15 protein-coding genes are annotated in these 13,991 nt (G+C 63.0%); 13 read left to right on the top strand and 2 right to left on the bottom strand.

The features are described from left to right. Positions 1-49: 49 nt before the first annotated feature. Complete coding sequence (locus OVY48_RS21360) at positions 50-1,684, top strand: CTP synthase (protein ID WP_313924362.1); 1,635 nt, start codon at positions 50-52, stop codon at positions 1,682-1,684. A 41-nt stretch (positions 1,685-1,725) separates the two neighbouring features. Here OVY48_RS21360 and OVY48_RS21355 read toward each other — a convergent pair whose 3' ends face one another. After that, positions 1,726-2,838 carry an NADH:flavin oxidoreductase/NADH oxidase gene (locus tag OVY48_RS21355; protein ID WP_313924361.1) on the bottom strand — a complete coding sequence of 371 codons (1,113 nt, stop codon included), beginning with the start codon at positions 2,836-2,838 and terminating at the stop codon, positions 1,726-1,728. Positions 2,839-2,920: 82 nt separating this feature from the next. Then, positions 2,921-4,057 (bottom strand): PQQ-dependent sugar dehydrogenase, encoded by a 1,137-nt coding sequence (locus OVY48_RS21350; RefSeq protein WP_313924360.1) that lies wholly within the window; start codon positions 4,055-4,057, stop codon positions 2,921-2,923. 189 nt (positions 4,058-4,246) lie between these two features. On the opposite strand from OVY48_RS21350, the gene rimP reads away from it, so the two are divergent. The 12 genes from rimP (at position 4,247) to rpsO (ending at position 13,976) form a co-directional block, all read left to right on the top strand. Next, a complete protein-coding gene (gene rimP, locus OVY48_RS21345; protein WP_069064856.1) occupies positions 4,247-4,771 on the top strand; it encodes a ribosome maturation protein RimP in 525 nt (174 codons plus the stop codon). 13 nt (positions 4,772-4,784) lie between these two features. Continuing rightward, complete coding sequence (gene nusA / locus OVY48_RS21340) at positions 4,785-6,356, top strand: transcription termination factor NusA (protein ID WP_037473774.1); 1,572 nt, start codon at positions 4,785-4,787, stop codon at positions 6,354-6,356. A gap of 6 nt (positions 6,357-6,362) precedes the next feature. Further along, on the top strand, positions 6,363-6,602 hold the full coding sequence (locus OVY48_RS21335) for a tautomerase family protein (protein ID WP_037473771.1): 240 nt from the start codon (positions 6,363-6,365) through the stop codon (positions 6,600-6,602). A gap of 63 nt (positions 6,603-6,665) precedes the next feature. Next, the gene (locus tag OVY48_RS21330) at positions 6,666-7,334 is read left to right on the top strand and encodes a DUF448 domain-containing protein (RefSeq protein ID WP_313924359.1); all 669 of its coding nucleotides are present in this window, start codon (positions 6,666-6,668) and stop codon (positions 7,332-7,334) included. Between the two features lie 58 nt (positions 7,335-7,392). Then, positions 7,393-9,999: a translation initiation factor IF-2 gene (gene infB / locus OVY48_RS21325; protein ID WP_313924358.1), complete on the top strand. Its 2,607-nt coding sequence runs from the start codon at positions 7,393-7,395 to the stop codon at positions 9,997-9,999. Positions 10,000-10,046: 47 nt separating this feature from the next. Then, positions 10,047-10,448, top strand: a complete 402-nt coding sequence (gene rbfA, locus OVY48_RS21320) for a 30S ribosome-binding factor RbfA (RefSeq protein ID WP_037473764.1) — start codon at positions 10,047-10,049, stop codon at positions 10,446-10,448. Position 10,449: 1 nt separating this feature from the next. After that, entirely contained in the window at positions 10,450-10,749 is a 300-nt protein-coding gene (locus tag OVY48_RS21315; RefSeq protein WP_313924357.1) for an AbrB/MazE/SpoVT family DNA-binding domain-containing protein, read from the top strand. After that, positions 10,749-11,138: a type II toxin-antitoxin system VapC family toxin gene (locus OVY48_RS21310; protein ID WP_313924356.1), complete on the top strand. Its 390-nt coding sequence runs from the start codon at positions 10,749-10,751 to the stop codon at positions 11,136-11,138. Before OVY48_RS21315 ends, OVY48_RS21310 begins: the two co-directional genes overlap by 1 nt. A gap of 17 nt (positions 11,139-11,155) precedes the next feature. Further along, entirely contained in the window at positions 11,156-12,052 is an 897-nt protein-coding gene (locus OVY48_RS21305; protein WP_313924355.1) for an alpha/beta hydrolase family protein, read from the top strand. A gap of 6 nt (positions 12,053-12,058) precedes the next feature. Continuing rightward, positions 12,059-12,637 carry a thymidine kinase gene (locus OVY48_RS21300; protein WP_069064854.1) on the top strand — a complete coding sequence of 193 codons (579 nt, stop codon included), beginning with the start codon at positions 12,059-12,061 and terminating at the stop codon, positions 12,635-12,637. Between the two features lie 31 nt (positions 12,638-12,668). Continuing rightward, the gene (gene truB, locus OVY48_RS21295) at positions 12,669-13,706 is read left to right on the top strand and encodes a tRNA pseudouridine(55) synthase TruB (protein ID WP_313924354.1); all 1,038 of its coding nucleotides are present in this window, start codon (positions 12,669-12,671) and stop codon (positions 13,704-13,706) included. Next, complete coding sequence (gene rpsO / locus OVY48_RS21290) at positions 13,707-13,976, top strand: 30S ribosomal protein S15 (protein ID WP_037473756.1); 270 nt, start codon at positions 13,707-13,709, stop codon at positions 13,974-13,976. It begins immediately after the preceding gene. The last annotated feature ends 15 nt before the right edge of the window (positions 13,977-13,991 follow it).

Here is a 13,991-nt window from a genome sequence, read left to right as displayed (position 1 = left end):
ATTCGCGCGCTTGCCCTTTGTTGTTCCGAAAGGCTAACCCTTCTCTCCCATGGCGCGGTATATATTCATCACCGGCGGCGTGGTCTCCTCGCTCGGAAAAGGCCTTATGGCCGCATCCCTTGCAGCGCTGCTGCAAGCGAGGGGCTATCGCGTCCGCATTCGGAAATTCGACCCCTATCTCAACGTCGATCCGGGGACCATGTCCCCCTATCAGCATGGCGAAGTCTATGTGACCGACGATGGTGCGGAAACCGACCTCGATCTTGGCCATTATGAACGCTTTACCGGCGTTTCCGCGCGCCAGTCGGACAATGTGACGCAGGGCCGTGTCTATCAGACGATCATCCAGCGCGAACGGCGCGGCGATTATCTGGGCGCAACCGTACAGGTCATCCCGCACGTCACGGACGAGATCAAGGCGTTCGCTTTGGCTGACACCGACGGTCTCGACTTCGTCCTGTGCGAAATCGGCGGCACCGTGGGCGACATCGAATCGCTGCCCTTCATGGAGGCGATTCGCCAACTGCATAACGACCTGGATCGCGGCCAGTCGATCTTCGTCCATGTGACGCTGGTGCCCTACATCGCGGCGGCGGGCGAATTGAAGACCAAGCCGACCCAGCATAGCGTCCGCGAACTGACGTCGCTCGGCATCCAGCCGGACATCTTGCTGTGCCGCTGCGAACATCCCTTGCCCGAAAGCGAGCGCAAGAAGATCGCACTCTTCTGCAACGTGCGTCCCGAAGCGGTCATCCCGGCGCTCGACGCCTCCAGCATCTATGCCGTGCCCCAGCAATATCATGCCGAAGGGCTGGACGCCGAAGTCCTGCGCGCCTTTGGTATCGATGATGCGCCCGCGCCCACGATGGACCGCTGGGACGACATCATGGACCGGCAGCAGAACCCGGAAGGCGAAGTGACGATCGGCGTGGTCGGCAAATATGTCGGCCTGCTTGACGCCTATAAATCGCTGCACGAAGCGCTCCACCATGGCGGCCTCGCCAATCGGGTGAAGGTCAACATCAAGTGGATCGACGCGGAACTGTTCGAGGAAGCGGATTCGGACATCACCGCCCGGCTGGAGCCGATGCACGGCATCCTGGTCCCCGGCGGCTTTGGCGTGCGCGGGTCGGAAGGCAAGATCGCTTCGGTCCAGTTCGCGCGCGAACGCGGCGTGCCTTTCTTCGGCATCTGCCTCGGCATGCAGATGGCCTGTATCGAAGGCGCGCGGAACACGGCGGGCATCGAACAGGCATCGACCACTGAATTTGGCGAAACCAGCGAGCCGGTCGTCGGCCTCATCACTGAATGGATGAGCACCGAAGGCTTGCAGAAGCGCACCGCCGAAACCGACCTTGGCGGCACGATGCGGCTGGGCGCTTATCCTGCCAAACTGACGGGCAACAGCGTTGTCGCAGGCGTCTATGGCACCACCGAAATCAGTGAACGGCACCGCCATCGCTATGAAGTCAACGCCGGCTATCGCGAGCCGCTGGAAAAGGGCGGGCTGCTCTTCTCCGGCATGTCGCCCGACGGCACGCTGCCCGAAATCGTCGAGCGGCCTGACCATCCCTGGTTCGTCGGCGTCCAGTTCCACCCGGAACTGAAATCCAAACCCTTCGACCCGCATCCCCTGTTCGCCAGCTTCATCGAAGCGGCGGTCAAGCAGAGCCGGTTGGTATAAGGAAAAAGGGAGCGCTTCGACGCTCCCTTTTTTGTCGGCGGTCAGCGACGCGCAGCGTCGAACAAATGGCGATATTGGCGCGGCTGGCACCGCAGATATTGGTTGGGCGCCTTGACGGTCGCACCCAGATGCGCCGCCGCATGCCATGGCCAGCGTGGATCGTAGAGAATGGTCCGCGCGAGAGCGATCATATCCGCGTCCCCCGTCCCGACAATGGCTTCGGCCTGCTCGAAGTCAGTGATCAGGCCGACGGCGACGACGGGGATCGACACGGCCTGCTTGACCGCGCGGGCCAGAGGCACCTGATAGCTCGGCCCAACCGGTATCGCCTGATCGGGATGTAGCCCGCCGCTCGACACATGGATGGCCGCGCAACCCCGCGCCTCCAACGCTTTGGCGAAGGCGATGGTCTGCTCGATATCCCATCCGCCCGCCACCCAGTCCGTGCCGGACACGCGCATCGTCACCGGCTTGTCGGCAGGGAAGGCCGCGCGGACGGCATCGAAGATTTCCAGCGGCAGGCGCATCCGGTTTTCCAGACTTCCCCCATAATCATCGTCCCGCTGGTTGGAGAGGGGCGAGAGGAATTGATGCAGCAGATAGCCATGCGCGCCATGCAACTGAATGGCGTCGATGCCCAGATGATGCGCGCGTTTCGCCGCGCTCACAAAGGCCTCGATCAGCTTGGCGATGCCATCGCGATCCAGAGCGAGCGGCGCAACGCTACCGGACGTGAAGGGTAGCGCCGACGGAGCCACCGTCTGCCAACCATTGACCGCGTCCGGTGCGATTTGCTTGCCCCCCTGCCTGGGGACATGCGTCGATGCCTTGCGACCGGCATGGCCTAGCTGAATGGCGATCGGCACGTCGGAATGGCGGCGAACACTGTCCAGCACCTGTTGCATCGCCGCTTGGGTCGCATCATCCCACAACCCGACATCGGCATGGCTGATCCGGCCTTCGGGCAGGACGGCACTGGCCTCGATCGTCAGCAATCCCGCGCCGGACAGCGCCAACTGTCCCAAATGGATCTGGTGCCAGTCATTCATCTGGCCATCGACGGCCGAATATTGGCACATCGGCGCGATGACGATGCGGTTGTACAGTGTCAGGCCGCCGACCGTTATCGGCTCGAATAATTTGGGGCCACTCATACACTATCCTTCAAACGGTGAAGCCTTCCGGCACTTTGCCCTCGACCGCACGGATCGTCGATCGAGGGCATTGCGCTTATAGTCAGCGCTTGGGCGTCAGTTTCAACAACCGCCCCTGCGAGCCATCGCCGCCATCCTCCAGCACCCACAGCGCGCCGTCCGGCCCCTGGTCGACATCGCGGATGCGCGCGCCCATATCCCACTGATCACCCTTGGCCGCATTCTCGCCGTCCAGCTTGACCCGGACCAGCGCCTTGCTCGACAGGCCGCCGATGAACAGCGATCCCTTCCACGCCGGGAACATATCGCCCGAATAATAGAGCAGGCCAGCCGGTGAAATCACCGGATTCCAGCTCACCTTGGGTGCTTCGAAGCCATCGCCCGGCTTATGGTCGGGAATGTCGCGACCATCATAATGGCTGCCGTTCGACACGGTGGGATAGCCATAGTTGAGGCCGGGCTTGATGAGGTTTACCTCGTCGCCACCCTTCGGCCCCATTTCCTGCTCCCACAGGCGGCCATCGGCGTCAAAGGCGATGCCGAGCAGGTTGCGATGGCCATAGGACCAGATGGCGGGATGAAAGCCCTTGGCCGCCAGCGGATTGCCTGCCGCCGGGGTGCCGTCGGGATTGAGGCGCAACACTTTGCCCAGGGTCGATTTGGGGTCTTGGGCCGGATCGAATTTCTGCCGCTCGCCATTGGTGAAGAACAGATATTTGCCGTCGGGCGAAAAGGCGACGCGCCCGGAATAATGGCCATTGCCCTCGACATAGGGGCTGGCGCGGAAAATTACCTGCACGTCGGTCAGGCTGGTCGTCCCGTCGCTCGCCTGCGCAAAGCCGCCCTTAGCCAGCGCGACGCCCTTGCCGCCGTCACGGCTTTCGGAAAAGCTGAAATAGACCATCTTGTCCTGCGCGAAGCCAGGCGACAGGACGACGTCCATCAATCCGCCTTGTCCGGCGCTATCGACGGTCGGGATGCCCGCGATCGGGATTTTCGTGCCATTCTTGGGATCGAACAACAGCATCTCGCCCGCCTTCTCCGTCACCAGCGCGCGGCCGTCGGGCAGGAAGGTCATCGCCCAGGGCGAATCGAAATCCGCGATGGTGGCGATGGCAAAGGGCTTGTCGGCAGGCGCGGCCGCATTCTGGCCCGTGGCGTTTTCGGCCGAACAGGCCATGAGGATGAGGGGCAGGGCGGTCATGGCTATACGGCGCATCGCGATCTCCGGTTATGAGCGTTCACAGGTGGGTCTTGAGCGATAGAATGAGTGGCGACGATTAATGTTGCAGATTTAATGGTGTCCGCCTATATCGGCCTTGCTTCCTTACATCGTCAAACATGTCAGGGTCGCAGGCTACCAGCCTGCGGCAGCGAAAGCGCGCATATATCTGGATTTGGAGATCGCATGGCGGACATCGCCGCACTGACAGCGTTGATCGAACCTGAGGCGAAGGCTTTGGGCTTTGACCTTGTACGGATCAAGCTGTTCGGATCGGGCGATGATCGCACGCTCCAGATCATGGCCGAACGCCCCGAAACCAAGCAGTTGGTGATCGAGGATTGCGCCGCTTTGTCGCGCCGCCTGTCCGATTTGCTGGACGAGGTCGATCCGATCGAGGAGGCCTATCGTCTCGAAGTCAGTTCGCCCGGCATCGACCGCCCGCTCACCCGCTTGCACGACTTTGTCGAATGGGGCGGGTTCGAAGCGCGCATCACCGTGACCGAGGCGATTGAGGGCCGCAAGACCTTCAAAGGCATCCTTGGCGGGGTCGAGGGCGAGGATATTCAGTTTCGCGATACCAAGGCTGGCGACGTCGTCATCCCCTTCGGCCTGATCGATGGTGCCAAGCTGGTGCTGACCGACGCGCTGATTTCTGCTACCATGCCGCTTTCCTCCGATGGGGCGGATGAATTTGAAACCGAAGAATAAGGGTTCATAAGTCATGGCCAACGCCATTTCCGCCAACCGGGCAGAACTGATCGCCATCGCCAATTCGGTGGCGTCGGAAAAGATGATCGACAAGGCCATCGTCATCGAGGCGATGGAGGATGCGATCCAGCGCGCCGCGCGCGCCCGCTATGGCGCTGAAAACGACATCCGTGCCAAGCTGGACCCTGAAACCGGCGACCTGCGCTTGTGGCGCGTGGTCGAGGTGGTCGACACGGTCGAGGATTATTTCAAGCAGGTCGATCTGAAAGCCGCGCAGAAGCTGAAGGCAGACTCGGTCGTCGGCGACTTCATCGTCGATCCGCTGCCCGCCATTGACCTCGGCCGTATCGACGCCCAGTCGGCCAAGCAGGTGATCTTCCAGAAGGTCCGCGACGCCGAGCGCGAGCGCCAGCATGAAGAGTTCAAGGACCGGGTGGGTGAGATCATCACCGGCGTCGTCAAGTCGGTCGAATTCGGCCATGTCGTCGTTAATCTCGGCCGGGCCGAGGGCGTCATCCGCCGCGACCAGCAGATCCCGCGTGAGGTTGTCCGGGTCGGTGACCGGATTCGCTCGGTCGTGCTGAACGTCCGCCGCGAAAATCGCGGACCGCAGATTTTCCTGTCCCGCGCCCATCCCGAATTCATGAAGAAGCTGTTCGCGCAGGAAGTCCCCGAAATCTACGACGGCGTCATCACCATCATGGCCGCCGCCCGCGATCCGGGCAGCCGCGCCAAGATCGGCGTCATCAGCCGCGATAGCAGCATTGATCCGGTCGGTGCCTGCGTCGGCATGAAGGGCAGCCGCGTACAGGCCGTTGTGCAGGAAATGCAGGGCGAAAAGATCGACATCATCCCCTGGTCGGAAGATACCGCGACCTTCGTCGTCAACGCGCTGCAGCCCGCGCAGGTCAGCCGCGTCGTCATCGATGAGGAAGAAGAGCGGATCGAAGTCGTCGTCCCCGACGATCAGCTCAGCCTCGCCATTGGCCGTCGCGGCCAGAATGTCCGCCTCGCCAGCCAATTGACCGGCAAGGCGATCGACATCATGACCGAAGCCGACGCCAGCGAGAAGCGCCAGAAGGAATTCGTGTCGCGCTCCGAACTGTTCCAGAACGAACTGGACGTTGACGAAACGCTGTCGCAGCTGCTGGTCGCCGAAGGCTTTGGCGAGCTGGAAGAAGTCGCCTATGTCAGCGTCGAGGAACTGGCCGGGATCGAAGGTTTCGATGAAGACCTCGCTGCCGAACTGCAGAATCGTGCGCAAGAAGCGCTCGATCGTCGCGAAGCGGCTGCGCGCGAAGAGCGTCAGGCGCTGGGCGTCGAAGATGCGCTGGCCGACATGCCGCACCTCACCGAAGCCATGCTGGTGACGCTGGGCAAGGCGGGCATCAAAACGCTCGACGACCTGGCCGACCTCGCCACCGACGAGTTGGTGCAGAAGAAGCGCGTTGACCAACGCCGCCGCAAGAGCGAAACGACCGAGGACAAGGGTGGCATCCTGGCTGCCTATGGCCTGTCGGACGAGCAGGGCAATGAGATCATCATGGCCGCCCGTGCGCATTGGTTTGAAGACGAGGAAGCCTGAGCCAAGATGCCATTTGTCGATATCCGTCTGGCCGGCACGGCAACCCGCGCGCAAAAAGCCGCGATCGTTGCCGACGTCACCCAGTCGCTCGTTGAGCGGCTGGGAAAGCCTGCGGCTGCCGTGCAGGTGGTGATTTCGGAAATTTCGACCGAGAATTATGGCGCGGCGGGTCAGCTTCTGGCTGACCGCGCGCCGGTTGTCGCTTTATCAAGGGAGGACGCCAATGTTGCGGACACTCCCCGATGAGCGTTTAGGCTTATCCAATAGCGTTGGGGTTGCCAGTTCATCCGTTTTGGCGGAGGGGCAGGCATGACCGAACGCAAATGCATATTGACCGGCGACCGCGCCGACCCCGACCATCTCATCCGCCTGGCCATCGGCCCGGAGGATCAGTTGCTCCCCGACCTGCGCGCCAAGGCGCCGGGACGTGGTGCCTGGATCGGGGTGTCGCGCGCCGAACTGGAAGTGGCGCTGGCCAAGGGCAAGTTGCGCGGCGCCATCGCCCGCGCCTTCAAGACCGGCGAACTGGCGATCCCCGACGATCTCGCGGATCAGATCGAAACCGGCCTTCGCCGCGCGCTGCTTGACCGGCTGGGTCTGGAATCGCGCGCGTCGATGTTGCTCACCGGATCGGAAAAGATTGACGTCGCCTGCCGCAAGGGCCAGGTGCGGTTGCTGCTCCACGCAATGGATGCGGCGCCTGACGGCAACCGCAAACTGGACCAGGCGCTGCGCGTCGGACAGGAAGCGGAAGGCACGGATCTTGCGGGCATCGTCTTGCCTGTGGACCGCAACGCCCTATCTATGGCAATGGGGCGCGACAATGTCGTCCATATCGCAGTGACCGACTCGCGTGCGGCGTCGCGTCTGCGTGCGGCCATCGGCCGATTGGAAAGCTATCTGGGTTGCGCTGCTGAGGCGCCTGTGCATGGGGAGCCACGCTCCACCGATGCGCCGGGCGTCCAGGCAAACGTATAAATAAGGCGTCGGCGGGCCTATCCGGCCGAAGCGGAAGTGAAGGGTTAAGTTCGATCGTATGAGTGACAGCAAGGAAGACAAGCCGGTTCTGGGCCGCAAGCCACTGGGCATCAAGCGGACCGTGGAATCCGGTCAGGTGCAGCAGCAGTTCAGCCATGGCCGCAAGAATACGGTCGTGGTCGAAGTGAAGCGGCGCCGCGTCCTGGGCAAGCCGGGCGAAAGCACCGGTGGTGCGCCCGCTGCCACGCCGCAGGCTGATCCTGCGCCGACCGCCGCCGCCGCTGCGCCTGCCGCGCCGCGTCCGGCTGCGCCCCCTCCGCCGCGCCAGCAACAGCCGGTGCGCACCGCGCCGCCGCAGAGCCTGATGTCGCGTCAGGAATTGCAGGCCAAGCTGCTGCGGGAGGCCGAAGAAGCCCGCATGAACGCGCAGGAAGAGGCGCGTCGTCGTGAAGATGCCGCGCGTCTCGCCGCGATCGAAGCCGAAAAGCGCCGCGCCGAAGAAAATCGCCAGGCCGCCGAAACCGCCGCGTCCGCGCCAGCGGTCGAGGAAGCGCCTGCGCCTGAACCCACGCCCGTCGCCGAAGCGCCCGCCGCGCCGCAGGAAGCTGTGGCTGCTCAGCCCGCTGAAACGCCGGTCGAGGCCGACGCTGGTGCCGCTGCTGCGCCGACCACGGCCGCTCCGCCGCCGCCGCGCCGCTTCACCCCGGTTACGCCGGTCAAGCGTCCCGAACCGACCAAGCCGGAACGCGCGAAGAAGGGCGAAGATAATCGTCGCCAGGCGGGCAAGCTTACCGTCACCAAGGCGCTGGCCGATGACGACAGCGCGCGCGCCCGCAGCCTTGCGGCGCTCAAGCGTGCCCGTGAAAAGGAACGCCGCGCGCATTATGCCGGTGGCTCCAAGACGCGCGAGAAACAGTCGCGCGACGTGATCGTGCCCGAAGTCATCACCGTGCAGGAACTGGCCAACCGTATGGCCGAAAAGGGCGCGGATCTGGTCAAGTCGCTGTTCAAGATGGGGCAGGCGGTCACGCTTAACCAGTCGATCGATCAGGATACCGCCGAATTGCTGGTCGAAGAATTCGGCCACCGCATTCAGCGCGTGTCGGATGCCGACATTGAAATCGGGATCGAGGGTGAAGCCGATGCGGTCGAAGCGCTCAAGCCCCGTGCGCCCGTGGTCACGATCATGGGCCATGTCGATCATGGCAAGACGTCGCTGCTCGACGCTCTGCGCGGCACCAGTGTCGTGTCGGGCGAAAGCGGTGGCATCACCCAGCATATCGGTGCCTATCAGGTGACGACGAAGAAGGGCGATGTCATCACCTTCCTCGATACGCCGGGCCATGAAGCCTTCTCGGAAATGCGTGCCCGTGGCGCGAACGTCACCGACATCGTCATCCTGGTGGTGGCGGCCGACGACGGGCTGATGCCGCAGACGATCGAAGCGATCAACCATACCAAGGCGGCCGGCGTGCCGATGATCGTGGCGATCAACAAGGTCGATAAGCCTGACGCGAACCCCCAAAAGGTGCGTGAGCGCCTGTTGAGCGAGGAAATCGTGGTCGAGGATATGGGCGGCGACGTGCAGGACGTAGAGGTTTCGGCGCTCAAGAAGACCGGCCTCGACGAACTGATCGAAAAGATCCTGCTCCAGGCCGAACTAATGGAGTTGACCGCCAACCCCGATCGCGCGGCCGAAGGCAATGTGATCGAGGCGCAACTCGACCGGGGCCGTGGTGCGGTCGCGACCGTGCTGGTGCGCAAGGGCACGCTCAAGGTCGGTGACACCTTCGTCATCGGCGCAGAGAGCGGCAAGGTGCGCGCGCTGATCAACGACAAGGGCCAGCAGGTCAAATCCGCGGGACCATCGACTCCGGTCGAGATATTGGGCCTGTCGGGCGTGCCGATGGCGGGCGACCAGATGACGGTCGTGGAGAATGAGGCGCGTGCCCGTGAGGTCGCCGCCTATCGCCAGGAACAGATCACCCGCAAGCGGACGGCATCGGTGCCGACCAACTTCGAAAATATGTTCTCGGCGCTCAGCACCAAGGTCATCGAATATCCGGTGGTCATCCGCGGCGATGTGCAGGGATCGGTCGAAGCGATCGTCAGTGCGCTGAACCGCATTTCGACGGACGAGATCAAGGTGCGTATCCTGAGTTCGGGTGTCGGCGCGATCACCGAAAGCGATGTCACCCTGGCTTCGGCCAGCCGTGCGCCGCTGATCGGCTTCAACGTCCGTCCCAATGCCAAGGCGCGTCCGCTGGCGATCCGCGAGAAAATCTCGCTGCGCTATTATGACGTGATCTACGACCTGCTCGAAGAAGTGCGCAACGAAATGGCGGGCCAACTCGCGCCGGAACGCATCGAAACGATCGTCGGTCGCGCCGAAGTCCTGCAGGTCTTCCCGGCCGGCAAGAAGGACAAGGCGGCAGGCCTGCTCGTCATGGAAGGCATCATCCGCAAGGGGCTCAATGCGCGCCTCACCCGCGACGATGTCATCGTGTCGAAAACGGTCATCCACTCGCTGCGGCGCTTCAAGGATGATGTGTCCGAAGTCCGCGCGGGCATGGAATGTGGTGCGGTGTTGCAGGACACCAACGACATCAAGGCCGGCGACACGCTCGAACTGTTCGAGGTCGAGGAACGCGTTCGTACGCTGTGATAGGAAAGACGTGGCCCTGGCTTCGGCCGGGGCCATGAGGATGATATATGTCCAGTCAGAATGAAGGTCCAAATGTCCGCGCGCTGCGCGTGGGCGAACAGGTGCGGCACATCCTGTCGGAAATCCTGCAACGCGGCGACGTGCATGACGATGTGCTGGCCAAGCATGTCGTCAGCGTCACCGAAGTCCGCATGTCACCGGACCTGCGCCACGCCACGGTTTTCATCAAACCGCTGCTGGGCCGGGAAGAGGAGGCGGTGCTGAAGGCGCTGCGCACCAACACCGCCTATTTCCAACGCGAAGTCGCATCGCGCACCCGGCTCAAATATGCCGCCAAGATCAAATTCCTGGCCGACGACAGTTTCGACGAAGGCAGCCATATCGACAAGCTGCTGCGCGATCCCAAGGTCGCGCAGGACTTGGTCAAGGACGACGCGGACGAGGATTGACTTGGCTAACGGTAAGACGCATCTTACCGGCATGAACGCAAAAACGACTCTTTCGGCCAAGGGCCAGATTGTCATCCCTAAGGATGTGCGGGACCAACTCGGCTTTACGTCGGGGCAGGTGTTCGACGTCGTGCCGATGGGTGGGGGCGTGCTGTTGAATCCCCAGCACAAAAAGTCCGGTCGCAGCTTCGAAGACATCATGGTGGGTATCAAGGCCCGTTACCAGCATCAAGGGCCGCCCGTTTCTATTGAAGACATGGACCAGGCCATCACGCAGATGTTCCGCGACCGCCAGGACTAATGGCAGCGGCGATCGATACAAATGTGCTGGTGCGCTTCCTAACGGGCGACGACTTGGCGCAAGCGGCTGTTGCGGCTGACCGGATCAGGCAGGGGTTTATCTTATTGCCGACCGTATTGGTCGAAACGGAGTGGGTATTGCGCGCGAGCTATGGATGGCCGCGCGAGCGTATCGCGGCAGCCTTGCTTGACGTAATCGATTTACCGGAAGCGTTGGGGCAACCGGCCCGCATAGACTGGGTTCTGGATCGCTTTGCCGCTGGTGCTGATTTTGCCGATATGATGCATTTATCTATGGCTGCCGAGGCGGACATGTTTTTGACATTCGACCGGCGGATAGAGCGGACGGTAGGGGATTCGCCTCCCGTCGCCGTCATCACGTTGACATGATATCGGGGAATCCAACCATGCGGGCGTTGCTGCTGTCCTGTGCACTTCTGTCGTGTGCCTTTATCCCGGCCAATGCCAAAGAACCCGCCATCCACCCCGCCGTCACCAGCGATCCCGCCCCAGACGCAGCGTATCCCGCAGGCATGAGCGCCTTCGTCATCCCTTCGGGCGATGGCGCGATGAACGCGGCTCTCTACACCGCTGCGGGCGGCGGGTTGCACCCCACCTTGCTGCTCCTCCACGGCTTCCCCGGCAACGAACAAAATCTGGACCTCGCCCAAGCCGCGCGCCGGGCCGGATGGCATGTGCTGACGCTCCATTATCGCGGGTCATGGGGTAGTCCCGGCGATTTCTCCTTCGGCGGTGCGTCGGACGACGCCTTCGCCGCGCTCCAATTTCTGCAACAGCCCGCCACCGTCGCGAAATATCGCATCGACACCAGCGCGATTGTGGTGGCGGGGCACAGTATGGGCGGCTTCATGGCTGCCGATGTCGCCGCCGCCGAATCGCGCGTGGCGGGCCTTTTCCTGATCGACCCATGGGACCCTGCGCAAACGGTCGCCTCGCTCGCTACCCCGGAAGGCGCGGCGGCGTGGCAGGCGGAGGTGGCAAGCGATCTGCCGCCGCTCCAGGGCGCGACCTATGACGGGCTGACCGGCGAAATCCGCGATCGCGGCGACAAGTTCGACCTTGGCCGCCGCATGGCCGCCTATGGCCGCCGCCCGCTCAGCATCATCGGCGCGGAAAAGGGCATCGGCGATCAGGCGCGCAAGGCGGCGGCGGATGCGCAGGGCGCTAATCCGCAGGCACGGCTGACCGTGTGGCCGACCGATCATAGTTTTTCCGACAAGCGGATCGCGCTCGCCGATGCACTGGTGCGCTTCCTGTCGCGCGTCGCTCCGACGATCCGGTAAGCGACCATGGCGAAGCTCTATTTCTATTATAGCTCGATGAATGCGGGCAAATCGACGACGCTGCTGCAATCGGACTTCAACTATCGCGAGCGCGGCATGGAAACGATGCTGTGGACCGCCGCGGTGGATGATCGCTATGGCCGGGGGCGGATCGTGTCGCGGATCGGGCTGGAGGCGCAGGCGCATCTGTTCGAGGCTGACACCGACATGTTCGCCGCCATCGCCGCGCGCCATCACGACACGCACCTCTCCTGCGTGCTGGTTGACGAGGCGCAATTTCTAAGCCGCGCGCAAGTGTGGGCGCTGGGGCGGGTGTGCGATGAACTCGGCGTGCCGGTGCTCTGCTACGGCCTGCGCACCGACTTCCAGGGTGAATTGTTCGAAGGCAGCGCGCAGTTGCTGGGGCTGGCCGATAGCCTGAGCGAGATCAAGACGGTGTGCGATTGCGGGCGCAAGGCGACCATGAACCTGCGCGTGGACGGGGAGGGGCGGCCGATCCGGCGGGGCGAACAGACGCAGATCGGCGGCAATGATCGCTATGTCGCCTTGTGCCGCCGTCACTTCATGGCGCAGATGCGGGGCTGACAGCGCGCGCGCCGCCCTATAGGGGCGCACAATGCACGGCTGGATCATTCTCGACAAACCTCATGGCCTTGGCTCGACGCAGGCCGTCGCCGCGGTCAAGCGCGCCCTGCGCGACAGCGGCGCTGGCAAATGCAAGGTCGGCCATGGCGGCACGCTCGATCCGCTGGCGACCGGCGTCCTGCCGATCGCGATCGGCGAAGCGACCAAACTCGCCGGACGGATGCTCGATAGTGACAAGATCTATGATTTTACCGTAGCCTTCGGCGCGCAGACGGACACGCTGGACCTGGAAGGCGCAGTGATCGCGACCAGCGCTGTGCGGCCGACGCTGGCGCAAGTCGAAGCGGTACTGCCGCGCTTCACCGGCCCAATCGACCAGGCCCCGCCCGCCTACAGCGCCATCCTGATCGACGGCCAGCGCGCCTATGATCTGGCGCGGAAGGGGGAAGAGGTCGAGATGAAGCTGCGGTCGGTTGTGGTGCATGGGCTGCATATATCCTCGCCCCGGCGGGGAGAGGATAGCGCAGCTTGCCCGCATAGCGGGCTAGCGCAGCTTGGAGAGGGGGAGGGCGCGCCAACCCCCTCTCCAACTCCGGCTAGGCAGCAAGCTGCCAAGCCTTCATATCCTCTCCCCGATGGGGAGAGGATTAACGAGATCACCCTCCGCGCCCATGTCTCCAAGGGCACCTATATCCGCAGCCTCGCCCGCGACATCGCGCTGGCGCTCGGCACGGTCGGCCATGTCACCATGCTCCGCCGCATCAAGGCCGGTCCCTTCACCCTGGAATCCGCGATTTCGCTGGACAAATTGCGTCATGCTGCTAACGAGCGCGGCATCGGTGGGCTTATGCTACCGCTGACGGCGGGGCTGGACGACATCCCGGCTCTCCCCGTCTCTCCCGATCAAGCCCTTATGCTCCGCCAGGGGAAGGTATTGACCGGGATCACTGCCACCACCGGCCTGTATCTGGCGACGCAAGGGGATATCCCCGTCGCGCTGGTCCGGTCGGATGATCAAGAGATCATCGTGGTGCGCGGTTTCAACCTGATGTCGAGGGAAGACGATTAGATGACGATTACTGCCGAGCGCAAGGAAGCGCTGATCAAGGAATATGCCCGCGCTGAGGGTGACACGGGTTCGCCAGAGGTCCAGGTTTCGATCCTGACCGAGCGGATCACCAACCTCACCGAGCATTTCAAGGGTCACCACAAGGATAATCACAGCCGTCGTGGTCTGCTGATGATGGTCAACAAGCGTCGTTCGCTGCTGGACTATCTCAAGAAGAAGGATCAGGCGCGTTACACCGACCTGATCGGCAAGCTGGGCCTGCGTAAGTAAGCCTGTTAAAAGTGA

It is taken from the genome of Sphingobium sp. SA2 (assembly GCF_032227065.1).
Taxonomy (GTDB): Bacteria; Pseudomonadota; Alphaproteobacteria; order Sphingomonadales; family Sphingomonadaceae; genus Sphingobium.
This window is presented reverse-complemented; position numbering and strand designations above follow the sequence as displayed.

What these genes read in the sequence shown, in the direction of transcription:
- OVY48_RS21360 (WP_313924362.1), top strand. Translation starts at nt 50, where the DNA reads ATGGCGCGGTATATATTCATCACCGGCGGCGTGGTCTCCTCGCTCGGA.
- OVY48_RS21355 (WP_313924361.1), bottom strand. Translation starts at nt 2,838, where the DNA reads ATGAGTGGCCCCAAATTATTCGAGCCGATAACGGTCGGCGGCCTGACA.
- OVY48_RS21350 (WP_313924360.1), bottom strand. Translation starts at nt 4,057, where the DNA reads ATGCGCCGTATAGCCATGACCGCCCTGCCCCTCATCCTCATGGCCTGT.
- rimP (WP_069064856.1), top strand. Translation starts at nt 4,247, where the DNA reads ATGGCGGACATCGCCGCACTGACAGCGTTGATCGAACCTGAGGCGAAG.
- nusA (WP_037473774.1), top strand. Translation starts at nt 4,785, where the DNA reads ATGGCCAACGCCATTTCCGCCAACCGGGCAGAACTGATCGCCATCGCC.
- OVY48_RS21335 (WP_037473771.1), top strand. Translation starts at nt 6,363, where the DNA reads ATGCCATTTGTCGATATCCGTCTGGCCGGCACGGCAACCCGCGCGCAA.
- OVY48_RS21330 (WP_313924359.1), top strand. Translation starts at nt 6,666, where the DNA reads ATGACCGAACGCAAATGCATATTGACCGGCGACCGCGCCGACCCCGAC.
- infB (WP_313924358.1), top strand. Translation starts at nt 7,393, where the DNA reads ATGAGTGACAGCAAGGAAGACAAGCCGGTTCTGGGCCGCAAGCCACTG.
- rbfA (WP_037473764.1), top strand. Translation starts at nt 10,047, where the DNA reads ATGTCCAGTCAGAATGAAGGTCCAAATGTCCGCGCGCTGCGCGTGGGC.
- OVY48_RS21310 (WP_313924356.1), top strand. Translation starts at nt 10,749, where the DNA reads ATGGCAGCGGCGATCGATACAAATGTGCTGGTGCGCTTCCTAACGGGC.
- OVY48_RS21305 (WP_313924355.1), top strand. Translation starts at nt 11,156, where the DNA reads ATGCGGGCGTTGCTGCTGTCCTGTGCACTTCTGTCGTGTGCCTTTATC.
- OVY48_RS21300 (WP_069064854.1), top strand. Translation starts at nt 12,059, where the DNA reads ATGGCGAAGCTCTATTTCTATTATAGCTCGATGAATGCGGGCAAATCG.
- truB (WP_313924354.1), top strand. Translation starts at nt 12,669, where the DNA reads ATGCACGGCTGGATCATTCTCGACAAACCTCATGGCCTTGGCTCGACG.
- rpsO (WP_037473756.1), top strand. Translation starts at nt 13,707, where the DNA reads ATGACGATTACTGCCGAGCGCAAGGAAGCGCTGATCAAGGAATATGCC.